This is a genomic window from Mesorhizobium sp. LSHC420B00 (assembly GCF_000503055.1).
Lineage (GTDB): Bacteria > Pseudomonadota > Alphaproteobacteria > Rhizobiales > Rhizobiaceae > Mesorhizobium.
Genome location: NZ_AYVY01000019.1, coordinates 95290 through 108787, shown reverse-complemented (window position 1 = coordinate 108787; position 13498 = coordinate 95290). Strand labels below are relative to the sequence as shown.

Sequence of the window (13498 nt, the reverse complement as noted above, 5' to 3'; positions counted from 1 at the left end):
ACCCATCCTCATCACGCTACGGGACAGAACCATGACAAGCGATAATTCCATTCAGGATACGAGCAACCGCATGACAGGAGCGGAGATCGTTCTCCGCGCACTCAAAGACAATGGTGTGGAGCATATTTTCGGCTATCCCGGCGCGGCTATTTTGCCGATCTATGACGAGATATTCCAGCAGGACGACATCAAGCATATCCTCGTGCGCCATGAACAGGGCGCCGGCCATGCCGCCGAGGGTTACGCCCGGTCCACGGGCAAGGTCGGCGTGATGCTGGTCACGTCAGGCCCAGGCACGACGAATGCCGTGACGCCCCTGCAGGACGCGCTGATGGATTCAGTGCCGATTGTCTGTCTGTCCGGACAAGTGCCGACAACATTGATCGGCTCCGATGCCTTTCAGGAATGTGACACGATTGGCATCACGCGATCCTGCACCAAGCACAACTCTTTGGTCAAAGACGTCAATGACCTGGCGTCAGCGATCCATAGGGCGTTCCACATCGCCCAGTCAGGGCGACCGGGGCCGGTTCTCGTCGACATGCCAAAGGACGTTCTGTTTGCGTCCGGCATGTACACGCCGCCTTCGGACGTTGCTGCGCTGAAAAATTATCAACCGAAGCTGCAGGGCGACATCAACAAGATCGGCCAGGCGATAGCGCTGATGGCCAATGCCAGCCGTCCCGTTATTTATGCCGGCGGCGGCATCGTCAATTCCGGCCCGGAAGCATCGACATTGCTCCGGGAGCTGGTTCAACTGACCGACTTTCCGGTCACCTCGACGCTTATGGGCCTTGGAGCTTACCCCGCCTCCGGCAAGAACTGGCTCAAGATGGTCGGTCTGCATGGTTCCTATGAGGCGAACATGGCGATGCACGATTGCGACGTCATGATCTGTATCGGCGCGCGCTTCGATGACCGCGTGACCTCGCGTGTGGATGCTTTTTCGCCCAACTCCAGGAAGATACATATCGATATAGATCCGTCCTCGATCAACAAGAACGTCCACGCCGATATCGGCATACAAGGCGATGTCGGCAATGTTCTGGGGGACATGGTTCGTCTATGGCGCGCATTATCTCAGAAACCGGATGGAAGCCGCCTTCAGGACTGGTGGAGAAAGATCGCCGCCTGGCGCGCATGCAATTCGTTCTCCTATGAGATGAACAACGACGTGATCATGCCGCAATATGCGGTGCAGCGCCTTTACGAGCTGACGAAGGATCGCGACACATACATCACCACTGAAGTCGGCCAGCATCAGATGTGGGCGGCCCAATTCTACGGCTTCGAAAAGCCGAACCGCTGGATGAGTTCGGGCGGCCTGGGGACGATGGGTTACGGCCTGCCGGCGGCGCTCGGCGTGCAGATCGCTCATCCGGACAGCCTCGTCATCGATATCGCCGGCGACGCGTCGGTTCAGATGACCATGAAAGAGCTGTCGACGGCAGTCCAGTACGACGCGCCGATCAAGATATTCATCCTGAACAACGGATATATGGGCATGGTTCGCCAGTGGCAGCAAATCCTTCATGGCAACCGCCTCGCGCATTCCTATTCCGAGGCCTTGCCCGATTTTGTCAAATTGGCCGAGGCGTTCGGAGCGGTCGGCCTGCGCTGTGACAAACCAGCCGACCTTGACGATGCGATACAGGAAATGATCGACGTGGACCGGCCGGTGCTCCTCGACTGTCGTGTTGCCAAGCTCGCCAATTGTTTTCCGATGATCCGGACGGGCAGAGGGCACAATGAGATGCTGTTGCCCGATGAGGCTACTGGTGAAACATTCGCCGGTGCGATCGACGCGGTCAGCCAGGGGCTGGTATAAACGCCGCGGCGTCTTGAGCGTATCAGGGCGCATAAAAAGCCCAGCCGGCGAGGCCTGCAGCTGCACATATCAAAAAAGAAGAAATGGAGGTTTCTGTTGCCAGGTACCTCCGAACCCCGCCTAGAAGTGCGAACCACTAGGGCTTGAATTGAAGCTATCGCACCGCTTACGCGGCGAGACGTGCTTCCGCATAGTTGTCGTTGGCAACTATAAGTTTAGCCCGATAACGGTGGTACAATGCCGGGCAAAAGTACGATCTTTACACCTTCGTCGATCCTATTTCGCCCCCAGCAAAAGCCGCTCTTGAGCAGCGGTTTTTGGTGGAGGCGCCGGGTACCGCCCCCGGGTCCGAACGGCTTATTTCATCGCCTGTTTATCACCATAGTCGGTCCAGCCGACGAGGCGAATATAGGGACTGGCGGTGGAAAATGAAAGGCCGGAATGCCACTTTCGTCCGTGTCAAAGTGGATCATCAAGGGGTTGACTTGCAGCCGGTCTCAACCGAAGCTTTGTGGCGGTTAGGAGACCCAGCGCACAGTTGCGGCAGCGCGCCACAATCCTCATCGACCGGATCCCGTGGCGCCGACGAGGGGAAATTCGATGGCCGATTATCTCGCAGACGTAAAAAAATATGATGCGGCGGCGGATGCCGACGCGGTCGCCAAGATCGTCAAGCATCTGGGCATCGCGCTCAGGAACCGCGATTCCTCGCTGGTGTCCTGCACCGACCCGGAGGAACTGAAGCGCGTCAGGAACAGCTGGGTCGCTGGCAAGCTCGGTGTCACCGACGGCGCCAAGGCGGATGCGGCTATCGAAAAGACCTGCAAGGCGATGGCGGCCGACAACAGCAAGAGCCGGGTGACGTTCTATTATCTTGTCGCCAAGGATCTGGGCATGCTCGGCTCGCTCTGAACAAACTCGCCGCTGATGCTGGCGAGGCTTCTGCTGGAATTGTCTCGCTTTGCTGTGTTCGGCCGACGGTCATTCGGCTATGATGGCTGACAACCCGAATCGGACCGGAGCCGATGCGCCACTATCTCGACCTTCTGAAGCATGTGCTGGAAAACGGCGCAGATCGCGGCGACCGTACCGGCACCGGAACACGCTCGATATTCGGCTACCAGATGCGCTTCGACCTGGCCCGCGGCTTTCCGGTCACCACCACCAAGAAGCTGCACCTCAAGTCGATCATCCATGAGCTTTTGTGGTTCCTGGCCGGCGACACCAACATCAAATATCTCAACGATCACGGCGTCTCGATCTGGGATGAGTGGGCCGACGAGAATGGCGATCTCGGCCCGGTCTATGGCAAGCAATGGCGTTCGTGGCCGGACGGTCATGGCGGCGCCATCGACCAGATTGCGAATCTTCTGAAGGAGATACGCAAAAATCCTAACTCGCGGCGGCTGATCGTTTCGGCGTGGAACCCTGCCGAGGTAGAGGCCATGGCGTTGCCGCCCTGCCACTGCCTATTCCAGTTCTATGTTTCGGAAGGCAAGCTTTCCTGCCAGCTCTATCAGCGCTCCGCCGACATCTTTCTCGGTGTGCCCTTCAACATCGCTTCCTATGCGTTGCTGACGCTGATGGTGGCGCAGGTGACCGGATTGAAACCCGGCGATTTCATCCACACGCTCGGCGACGCGCATCTTTACTCGAACCATTTCGAGCAGGCGCGCGAACAATTGCGGCGTACGCCCAAGGCGTTGCCGACGCTATGGATCAATCCCGAGGTGAAGGATCTCTTTGCCTTCGGCTTCGAGGATTTCCGGCTCGACAACTATTTCGCCGACGCGACGATCAAGGCGCCGATCGCGGTTTAGCACCCTACCTGACTGTGCATATCGAAATTGCCTACTGCGGCTACGCCCTCGGACGTTGTCAGCATCCATCTTGATCGACCGACGTCTGTGGTGCGCGCAACAGATTCCATGCGATATTTTCTTCGACCTCGATACCGCTGTATCTAAGGAGGTTATCGCAGGCGGAGAAAACCGCAGCTCAGAATGCCGTCGCCTGGTAAAGAGCCTTTCCTTGTTATGTTCACATGGATATATCGATGGACGGCTTCGGGCGATCCGAGACGAGGAGAGTTCATGCTGGCGCGCAAAGGTTCGACGACGATTGCCATCGCGGGTCTCGCTGCCATGCTGATGGCCGCGGTGCCGGCGGCCCATGCCGATGACAAGGTGGTCGTGTTTGCCGCGGCGAGCCTGAAGGACGGGCTCGATGCCGTCAACAAGGCCTGCGAGGCCAGTGTCGGCGAGGCGGCAACCATTTCCTACGCGGCGAGCTCGGCGCTGGCCAAGCAGATTGAAAGCGGCGCGCCGGCGGACGTGTTCATCTCGGCCGATCTCGACTGGATGAAATATCTTTCCGACAAGGAGCTGACCAAGCCCGACACCGAAGTGAAATTGCTCGGCAACCAGATCGTGCTGATCGCGCCGCAGGATTCCAAGGTTGAAACCAGGATTGAAAAGGGTTTCGATCTTGCCGGGCTCGTGGGTGACGGCAAACTTGCCATGGGCGATTTCAAGGCGGTGCCGGCAGGCAAATACGGCAAGGCGGCGCTCGAATCGCTCGGTGTCTGGTCTTCCGTCGAAGGCAACGTGGCGCAGGCCGAGAATGTGCGCGCCGCCCTAAAGCTGGTGTCGACCGGCGAGGCAGCACTCGGCATCGTCTATGCCACCGACGCGCATGCCGAGCCTGGCGTGAAGGTGGTCGGCACTTTCCCCGACAATACACATCCGCCGATCATCTATCCGGTTGCCCAGCTTGCGGATTCGAAGGGCAAGGATACCCCGGCATTCCTGAAATGCCTGCAATCCGCCAAGGCTGGCGAACTCTTCAAGGCGCAAGGTTTTACCGTGCTTGCGCCGAGCAACTGACGAACGGCCCTGAGCATGAGCTGGCTGCTGGATCTCGCTCCCGACGAATGGAATGCGGTCCGACTGTCCATCAAGGTGGCGACCGTGGCGATGATTGCCAGCCTGCCGCCGGGCGTAGCGATCGCTCTTGTGCTCGCCCGCGGCCAGTTCTGGGGCAAGACGCTGCTCAACGGGCTGGTGCATCTGCCGCTGATCCTCCCGCCGGTGGTGACCGGCTATTTGCTGCTTTTGACTTTCGGCAAGCGCGGTCCGGCCGGAGCTTTCCTGGCCGAACATATCGGCATCGTTTTTTCCTTTCGCTGGACCGGCGCCGCGCTCGCCTGCGGCGTGATGGGTTTTCCGCTGATGGTGCGGGCGATCCGGCTGTCGATCGAAGCGGTCGACCGCAAAATCGAGGCGGCCGCCGGCACGCTCGGCGCCAATCCATTATGGGTGTTCGGCACGATCACGCTGCCGCTGATCCTGCCCGGCCTGATCGCCGGTGCGATCCTCTCCTTCGCCAAGGCGATGGGCGAATTCGGCGCGACGATCACCTTCGTCTCCAACATTCCGAACGAGACGCAGACGCTGCCGTCGGCGATCTACACTTTCACGCAGGTTCCCGGCGGCGACGCCGGCGCGCTCAGGCTGACGCTGATCTCGATCGTCATCTCGATGGCGGCACTGGTCGCCTCGGAAGTGCTGGCGCGACGCGTCGGCCGGCGGATGGACATCGAATGACGGTTCAGGTCGACATCAGCCACCGGCTTGGCGATTTCGCCGTCAATGCCCGCTTCGAAAGCGCCGGGCGGCTGACTGCGCTGTTCGGGCCTTCCGGCTCCGGAAAGACGACGCTGATCAACCTGATTGCCGGGCTGATCCGCCCCGACAAAGGCCGTATCGCGGCCGACGGCCGTGTGCTGGTCGATAGCGATGCCGGCTTGTTCATGCCGAAGCACAAGCGGCGGATCGGCATGGTGTTCCAGGACGCGCGGCTGTTTCCGCATATGAGCGTGGCGAGCAATCTGCGCTATGGCCGCTGGTTCACGCCGGCTGCTGAGCGCTACGCGGATATCAATGGCGTGGTCGAACTGCTCGGGATCGGCCATTTGCTCGACCGGCGGCCGGCAAAACTCTCCGGTGGCGAGAAGCAGCGCGTGGCAATCGGCAGGGCGCTGCTTGCCAGTCCGAAATTGCTGCTGATGGACGAGCCGCTGGCGTCGCTCGACGAGGCGCGCAAGGCCGAGATCTTGCCTTATATCGAGCGGCTGCGCGACGAGACGAAAATCCCGATCGTCTATGTCAGCCACTCGATCGCCGAAGTGGCGCGGTTGGCGAGCGACGTCGTGGTACTGATGCAGGGCAAGGTCGCTGCTTCCGGTCCAACCGGAGTGATCATGCAGCGTCTGGATCTATTGCCGGCCGAAGAGCGCGGCGAGGGCGGTGCCGTGCTGGATACCGCGGTTCTGCGCCACGACGAGGCGTTTGGCATGACCGTGCTTGGCTCGGCGGCGGGCGAGATCCGTGTGCCGCTTCTGGCAACGCCGGTCGGTGCGCCGGTGCGCGTCCGCATCCGCGCCCGCGACGTGATGATCGCCACCGAGCAGCCGGTTGGCCTCAGCGCGCTCAACATATTCCCGGGCGCGATCATGGCGATAAAGCCGGGCGAAGGGCCTACGGTCGAGATCGGCATCGACTGCAATGGCGCAACCGTGCTTGCCCGCATCACTGAACAGTCGCGGCAGACGCTAGGGCTCCAGCTTGGTCGAAAGGTCTTCGCGGTGGTCAAGACGGTGAGCTTCGACCGGGCAAATACCGGCGCCGGCCTCCCCGCCGAGGCGGATGGGTGAACGGCCGATGATTCGCTATATCGTGTTGGAATAGCGGTATCGCTGGAGAACTTGTAGAATGGCGTGACCGCGGAGGAGCAAATGCCGTCGCTGAGCTTGCGGATAAATCTCGATCCAGATGGCCGCATCGGGCCGGGCAAGATCGAGCTTCTGGAACAGATCGCTGCCTTCGGCTCGATTTCGGCCGCGGCGCGCGGCATGGAGATGTCCTACAAGCACGCTTGGGATCTGGTCGAGGACATGAACCGCGTGAGATCGGAAGAGCACACGTCTGAACTCCAGTCACTTAGGCATGTCGTATGCCGTCTTCTGCTTGAAAAANATTTCGGCCGCGGCGCGCGGCATGGAGATGTCCTACAAGCACGCTTGGGATCTGGTCGAGGACATGAACCGCGTGTTCGGCAAGCCGCTGGTTGCGGCACAGACGGGCGGCAAGAAAGGCGGTGGCGCCCAATTGACGTCGGTCGGGCTTGCGGTGGTCAGCCGCTTCCGCGCCATCGAGCGGGCTGCGTCTTCAGCAGCGGCGGCGCATATGGAGGCGCTGCAGGCCGAGATCGATGCTGCGTGAACTCGGCGGAATTCATGCCGCGCTCAATCCCTGTCACTCCTCAGGCTCGCCCGGCTTGCGCAGCAGATAGGTGTCCATGATCCAGCCCTTTTTCCGGCGGGCCTCCTCACGAGTGCTGACGATCTCGTCGCTGACGTCGCCAATCCGGCCCGAGATGATGATCTCGTCGGGTGTGCCGAGATAGGCGCCCCAGTGGACGCTAACGTCCTTGTCGGCCAGCGTGTTGAAGGCGCATTTGCCGTCCAGCATGACGATGGTGCTGCCGGCGTTTTCGGGCAGACCTTCCTCGGCGAGCCGGCGGCCGGTGGTGATCAAAATGGCGTCGCCGATGCGGTTCAATGCCATTTTGTGACTGGCTGCGAGTGCCTGGATGGCGGTGATGCCAGGGATGACCTCCAGTTCGAACGCGACATTGCCTCTGAGGCGCACGCGCTCCAGGATACGCAGCGCGCTGTCATAGAGCGAAGGATCGCCCCAGATCAGGAAGGCGCCGCAGCCATCTTCGGGGAGTTCGCCGCGAATCAGGCCTTCATAGATCGCGGCGATCGCCTCGTGCCAGTCGTCGACGGTCGAGCGGTAGGAAGGCGCCGGCTCGGCGCGCACCGGCACATCGAATTCAACGCGGCGCGAGTTCGGATTGATGACGAAGCGGTCGCAGATCTGGCGGCGCAATTCGGCGAGATCGTTCTTCTTCGCGCCCTTGTCGGGGATGAACAGCACGTCGGCCCGATTGAGGCCGTTGATGGCCTGGACCGTCATGTGCTCCGGATTGCCGGCGCCGATGCCGATGACAAGAAGCTTGCGCATGAGCGAACTCCTGCCCGATCGAGACCGGCGTGTCTAGACCGACACGACAAGCCGGCACGCGCCGGCGCGTTTGCCGAAAGGCTTTGAAACGCCACATTGAACGGCTAGAGTCATGTTGGCATTTTCGCCGGGGGAGTTTCCATGTTCCGTTACGTCCTGACCGCAGCCTTGGCGCTCTCGGCTACGCCCGCACTCGCCAATGATTCGGTCGCCGAACTCGGCACCGGTGGGCTGATCCTGTCGCGCAGCGATGCGGTGGCGATGGAAAGCGAGGATCTCTACATCTCGCCGGAAAAGGTGACGGTCGATTACGTCTTCCGCAACAACACCGACAAGGATGTCGATGCGATCGTCGCCTTTCCGATGCCCGACATCGAAGGCGACCCCGAAGAAATACCGGCGATTCCCGAGGCGCAGAGCGACAATTTCCTCGGCTTCGAAGTGACGATCGACGAGGTGCCGGCAAAGCCGCAGCTCGAGCAGAAGGTGTTCGCGCTCGCCATCGACATCGGCGCCGACCTGGAGGCGCAGGGCGTGCCTTTCTATCCATTCGGCGATGCGGCCAAGGCAGCGCTGGCAAAGCTGCCGCAAGCGGTCACCGACGACTGGGTCAACCGCGGCATCATCATCGAAGACACTGCCGATGACGGTTCGGGCATGAAGACCGTCTATACGCCGTTCTGGCAATTGCGCTCGACCTATTGGTGGCGCTCGACCTTTCCGGCCAACAAGGCGGTGCATGTCTCGCATCGCTACAAGCCGAGCGTCGGCGGCACCTCCTCGGTCAGTTTCTTCTATGACGGCCAGTTCCAGGGCCAGTATGCCCCCTACAAGACCCGCTACTGCATGGATGACACGTTCGAGAACGCCGTGCGCAAGGCAGCCAAGGACGATCCCGACGGCTACCCCAAATATTTCGAGAACCGCATCGCCTATATCCTGACCACGGGCGGCAACTGGGCGTCGGGAAACATCGGCACGTTCAAGCTGACCGTCGACAAGGGCGATCCGAAGAACCTGGTCTCGTTTTGCGGCGAAAACGTCAGGAAGATCGGACCGACGACGTTCGAGATGAAGGCGCAGAACTTCTACCCCGAGCGCGACGTTGACATATTGCTGCTGGAGCCATCCGATGGCGGGAACGGCGGCTGATGGACCTCGCGATCTACGTCGCCATCGCCGAGAACGGCGTGATCGGGCGCGAGGGTGGGTTGCCGTGGCGGCTTTCCACCGATCTCAAGCGGTTCAAGGCCGATACGATGGGCAAGCCTATCATCATGGGCCGCAAGACCTATGAAGGCATCGGCCGGCCGTTGCCGGGCAGGCTCAACATCGTGGTGACGCGGGACAGGGCATGGCGCGCCGAGGGCGTAGAAGTCGCGCACTCGATCGAGGACGCAATCGCGCTGGCGACGGTGCGCGGGCGCTGCATGGCAGGCGCCGACGAGATCTGCGTCATCGGCGGCGGCGAGATCTATGCTCAGGCGCTGCCGCTGGCCGATCGGCTGCACGTCACCCATGTGCTGGCCGCGGTCGACGGCGACGCTCATTTCCCGCCGATCGACCCGGCACTGTGGCGGATAGTCTACTCACAGGAGGTTGAGGCCGGTGAGAAGGACAGCCATGCGACACGCTATTCGGTTTACGAGCGGCGCCGCGATGTGAATTGAAGACGACAAAGCGTCGCGACAGGTCTAAATGGACCCAAAGGCGGACTGTGACGGCAGCCGATCGCGTTGAAAGCGTGCCGTTGCATCCCTATAGAAGAATAATGTTGGATTTTGCGCCGGTGAGCCGGCGCTTGAGGGAATTCCAAGCGAAAGGACATTCATGCCCTGGAACGACAAGAGCGGCGGCGGCGGCCCGTGGGGCGGCGGCAACAATCAGGGACCTTGGGGACAGGGACCCAAGGGACCCAGCGGCCCGCAGGGCTCGCCTCCTGATCTCGAGGATATCATCCGGCGTGGGCAGGATAGGTTGCGGCGCGCACTGCCGGGCGGCGGTGGCGCGAGCCCGGCGGTGTTCGGGCTGATTGCTGCGGCGCTGGTGGTGCTGTGGGCGTTCAAGGCGGTCTACACCGTGCAGCCCGACGAAGTTGCGGTGGAGCTCAGGTTCGGCAAGCCGAAGGCGGAACTCTCGCAGCCTGGCCTGCATTTCCATTGGTGGCCCATTGAAACGGTCGAGACCGCCAACATCGCCGAGCAGCTTGTCAGCATCGGTGGCGGCAGCACCAGCGGCAATGGTCTGATGCTTTCCGGCGATCAGAACATCGTCAACGTGCAATTCTCTGTGGCCTATCAGGTTTCCGACCCGAAGGCCTATCTGTTCGACGTGTCCGACCCCGGCGGCATGCTGCAGCAGGTCGCCGAAAGCGCGATGCGTGAAGCGGTCGGCCGGCGCCCGGCGCAGGACATTTTCCGCGACGACCGGCAAGGAATTGCGGCGTCGGTGCGTGAGATCATCCAGACGACGCTGGACGGCTACAAGGCCGGCCTCAACGTCAACGCCATTTCGATCGAGGATGCCGCGCCGCCGCGCGAGGTGGCGGACGCGTTCGACGAGGTGCAGCGGGCCGAACAGGACGAGGACAAGTTCGTCGAGCAGGCCAATCAGTATTCCAACCAGAAGCTCGGCCAGGCGCGCGGCGCTGCCGCGCAGATCCGCGAAGACGCGGCCGCCTACAAGAACCGGGTCGTGCAGGAGGCCGAAGGCGAGGCGCAGCGCTTCATCTCGGTCTATGACGAATATGCAAAGGCGCCGGAGGTGACGCGCAAGCGGCTTTACCTGGAAACAATGGAGAGGGTGCTGAAGGATTCGAGCAAGGTCATCGTCGAGCAAGGCAATGGGCAAGGGGTCGTTCCCTACCTGCCGCTGCCCGCATTGCAGCAGAAGGCGCCGGCACCGGCCGCCGGAGGAAACCAGTGATGGCCAACCGTCTTCCCGTCATTGCGGTCATCGCCGCGGTCATCCTGTTCCTGCTCTATTCGTCTGTCTTCGTCGTCAATGCGCGCCAGCAGGCGCTGGTGCTCAGGTTCGGCGAAATCGTCGACGTCAAGAACCAGCCAGGCATCTATTTCAAGGCGCCGTTCTCCTTCTTCGATGCCGACACCGTGCAGCTGATCGAAAACAGGGTCCTGCGCTTCGACCTCGACAACATCCGCGTCCAGGTTTCGGGCGGCAAGTTCTATGAGGTCGATGCCTTTATCGCCTATCGTATCTCGGATCCGCGCGTGTTTCGCGCCGCGGTCTCCGGCCAGATCGAACTGGCCGAGGCCCGGCTGAGGACGCGTCTCGACGCCGCCTTGCGCCGCGTCTACGGCCTGCGCGACTTCGAGGCGGCACTCTCGGAAGAGCGCGCCGTGATGATGCGCGAGGTACGCGATCAACTGAGGCCCGACGCCACCTCGCTTGGCCTGCAGATCGAGGATGTCCGCATCCGCCGCACCGATCTCACGGCTGAGGTCTCGCAGCAGACCTTCGACCGCATGAAGGCCGAACGTCTCGCCGAAGCCGAGCGGCTGAGGGCGCGAGGCAATGAGGCAGCGCAGCGGATCAGGGCCCGCGCCGACCGCGAAGTGGTGGAAATCGTCGCCGAAGCGCAAAAAGAGTCTGAAATCCTGCGTGGTGAAGGTGAAGCCCAGCGCAGCGCGACGTTTGCCGGGGCCTATCAGCGCGATCCGGCCTTCTTCGATTTCTATCGATCGATGAATGCCTATGGCACGGCGCTGAACAGCACCGGAACGACGATGGTGCTGTCGCCGAATTCCGAGTTCTTCCGCTTTTTCCGCGACCCGAACAGCAAGGAAACGCTCGCGGCACCGGCGGCACCACCGCCAGCGCCGCCCGCTCCCGCCGCGCCAGCGGCACAGCCAGGCACCGGCCAGTAGGGCCGGTGCAGGGGAAGCCGGCGTAACGGAGGATTTATCCTCTGGCGGTAGCCGTAGCCGCAAACGTGCCTTATTTCTTGCCAACATGACGCGACGCGGCGTTTTTGCCGAAGCGCTTTTTTAGAACACCCGGAGGCCTTTCGATGACATCCACCACCCTTCTGCGTGCAGCGAGGCGGACGTTCATCGCCGGGGCCGCTGCGCTTCTGGTCGGCGCAGTTGCCGTTCCGTCGTTCGTGACGCCGACAGTGGCAGCCGACGGGCCACCCTCGGTTGCCGATCTCGCCGCCGGCCTGCTCGGCGCGGTGGTCAACATCTCGACTTCGCAGACGGTGAAGGGCACGGAGGGTCCGGGCGCCGTGCCGATGCCGCAGCTCCCGGAAGGCTCACCCTTCCAGGACTTCTTCGACGATTTCTTCAAGAACCGTGGCGGCGACAAGGGCGGCGGCGGGCAAAAGGTGCAGTCGCTGGGCTCCGGCTTTGTGGTCGACGCCGAGCAGGGCATCGTGGTGACCAACAACCACGTCATTGCCGATGCCGACGACATCGAGGTGAATTTCTCCGACGGGGTGACGCTCAAGGCGACGCTGGTCGGCACCGACACCAAGACCGACGTCGCGGTGCTGAAGGTCGATCCGAAAGGGCACAAGTTGACAGCGGTGAAGTTCGGCGATTCCAACACGATGCGTGTCGGCGACTGGGTGATGGCGATCGGCAATCCGTTCGGTCTCGGCGGCACGGTGACGGTCGGCATCGTCTCGGCGCGCAATCGCGACATCAATTCCGGCCCGTATGACGACTTCATCCAGACCGATGCCGCGATCAACCGCGGCAATTCCGGTGGACCGCTGTTCAACAGCAGCGGCGAGGTCATCGGCATCAACACGGCAATCATCTCGCCGTCGGGAGGCTCGATCGGCATCGGCTTCTCCATTCCGTCGCAGCTCGCCTCGGGCGTAGTCGACCAGCTTCGCCAGTTCGGCGAGACGCGGCGCGGCTGGCTCGGTGTGCGCATCCAGCCGGTGACCGACGACATTGCCGAAAGCCTGGGCATGGCGACCGCCAAGGGCGCGCTGGTTGCCGGCGTCATCAAGGGCGGACCGGTCGACAACGGCACCATCCAGGCCGGCGACGTCATCATCAAGTTCGACGGCAAGGACATCCATGAAATGCGCGACCTGCCGCGCGTCGTGGCGGAAAGCCCGGTCGGCAAGGCGGTCGACGTGATCATCGTGCGCAAGGGGGTCGAGCAGACCGTGAAGGTGACGCTCGGCCGACTCGAGGACGGCGAAAAGCTTGCCAGCGGCGGTGAAAACGGCAACACCGACCAGGACGATGCCGACAAGGCGCCTGCCGTTTCGACGGCTGCCGTGCTTGGCATGACGATCGGCGAGCTCAACGACGAGACGCGCACGAAATTCGGCATCGCCGCCGACGTCTCCGGCGTCGTCGTGACCGACGTCACCAAGGATTCAGCCGCTGCCGAACGCGGCATCCAGCCGGGCGAGGTGATCACCGAGATCGCGCAGGAATCGGTCGCCACGCCCAAGGACGTCATGGACCGGATCGGCGCGCTGAAGGAGCAAGGGCGCAAGAACGCGCTTTTGATGCTGGCGTCGAAGACCGGCGAGCTGAGGTTTGTGACAATCCGGATGGATTGAGTCCGGAAGAGCCTGTAACACTCTGATCTTGAA

Annotated in this window: 12 protein-coding genes, 1 other RNA gene and 2 pseudogenes; 13 read left to right on the top strand and 2 right to left on the bottom strand. The window is 61.9% G+C overall.

Going from position 1 to position 13498, the window contains the following annotated elements; genetic code table 11:
* The first annotated feature begins 31 nt into the window (after positions 1–31).
* Positions 32–1828 carry an acetolactate synthase 3 large subunit gene (locus X760_RS62675; RefSeq protein ID WP_023720817.1) on the top strand — a complete coding sequence of 599 codons (1797 nt, stop codon included), beginning with the start codon at positions 32–34 and terminating at the stop codon, positions 1826–1828.
* A gap of 82 nt (positions 1829–1910) precedes the next feature.
* On the opposite strand, the gene ssrA is transcribed toward X760_RS62675, so the two are convergent.
* Positions 1911–2266, bottom strand: a transfer-messenger RNA (tmRNA) gene (ssrA, locus tag X760_RS75075).
* A gap of 162 nt (positions 2267–2428) precedes the next feature.
* On the opposite strand from ssrA, the gene X760_RS62670 reads away from it, so the two are divergent.
* The 7 genes and pseudogenes from X760_RS62670 to X760_RS0138785 all read left to right on the top strand — a co-directional run.
* Complete coding sequence (locus tag X760_RS62670; RefSeq protein ID WP_023676702.1) at positions 2429–2740, top strand: DUF2853 family protein; 312 nt, start codon at positions 2429–2431, stop codon at positions 2738–2740.
* A 113-nt stretch (positions 2741–2853) separates the two neighbouring features.
* Positions 2854–3648 (top strand): thymidylate synthase, encoded by a 795-nt coding sequence (locus tag X760_RS62665; protein WP_023720816.1) that lies wholly within the window; start codon positions 2854–2856, stop codon positions 3646–3648.
* 273 nt (positions 3649–3921) lie between these two features.
* Positions 3922–4713 (top strand): molybdate ABC transporter substrate-binding protein, encoded by a 792-nt coding sequence (gene modA, locus X760_RS62660; protein ID WP_031194508.1) that lies wholly within the window; start codon positions 3922–3924, stop codon positions 4711–4713.
* A 15-nt stretch (positions 4714–4728) separates the two neighbouring features.
* Entirely contained in the window at positions 4729–5433 is a 705-nt protein-coding gene (gene modB / locus X760_RS62655; protein WP_023720814.1) for a molybdate ABC transporter permease subunit, read from the top strand.
* Positions 5430–6542, top strand: coding sequence for a molybdenum ABC transporter ATP-binding protein (gene modC, locus X760_RS62650; protein ID WP_023720813.1), 1113 nt, complete (start codon positions 5430–5432; stop codon positions 6540–6542). The genes modB and modC overlap by 4 nt, the downstream gene beginning before the upstream one ends.
* An 81-nt stretch (positions 6543–6623) precedes the next feature.
* A pseudogene (locus tag X760_RS78080) lies at positions 6624–6794 on the top strand (LysR family transcriptional regulator); the annotation flags it as partial.
* A gap of 70 nt (positions 6795–6864) precedes the next feature.
* Positions 6865–7110, top strand: a pseudogene (locus X760_RS0138785) (LysR family transcriptional regulator); the annotation flags it as partial.
* Positions 7111–7143: 33 nt separating this feature from the next.
* On the opposite strand, the gene cobF reads toward X760_RS0138785, so the two are convergent.
* Positions 7144–7917 carry a precorrin-6A synthase (deacetylating) gene (gene cobF / locus X760_RS62645; RefSeq protein WP_023720812.1) on the bottom strand — a complete coding sequence of 258 codons (774 nt, stop codon included), beginning with the start codon at positions 7915–7917 and terminating at the stop codon, positions 7144–7146.
* A gap of 141 nt (positions 7918–8058) precedes the next feature.
* Here cobF and X760_RS62640 point away from each other — a divergent pair, with 141 nt between their 5' ends.
* The 5 genes from X760_RS62640 (at position 8059) to X760_RS62620 (ending at position 13465) form a co-directional block, all read left to right on the top strand.
* Positions 8059–9069: a DUF4424 domain-containing protein gene (locus tag X760_RS62640; RefSeq protein WP_023720811.1), complete on the top strand. Its 1011-nt coding sequence runs from the start codon at positions 8059–8061 to the stop codon at positions 9067–9069.
* A complete protein-coding gene (locus tag X760_RS62635; protein WP_023720810.1) occupies positions 9069–9587 on the top strand; it encodes a dihydrofolate reductase in 519 nt (172 codons plus the stop codon). Before X760_RS62640 ends, X760_RS62635 begins: the two co-directional genes overlap by 1 nt.
* A gap of 160 nt (positions 9588–9747) precedes the next feature.
* Complete coding sequence (gene hflK, locus X760_RS62630; protein WP_023720809.1) at positions 9748–10842, top strand: FtsH protease activity modulator HflK; 1095 nt, start codon at positions 9748–9750, stop codon at positions 10840–10842.
* Positions 10842–11804 (top strand): protease modulator HflC, encoded by a 963-nt coding sequence (locus X760_RS62625; RefSeq protein ID WP_023720808.1) that lies wholly within the window; start codon positions 10842–10844, stop codon positions 11802–11804. The genes hflK and X760_RS62625 overlap by 1 nt, the downstream gene beginning before the upstream one ends.
* A 143-nt stretch (positions 11805–11947) precedes the next feature.
* Complete coding sequence (locus tag X760_RS62620; RefSeq protein WP_023720807.1) at positions 11948–13465, top strand: DegQ family serine endoprotease; 1518 nt, start codon at positions 11948–11950, stop codon at positions 13463–13465.
* The last annotated feature ends 33 nt before the right edge of the window (positions 13466–13498 follow it).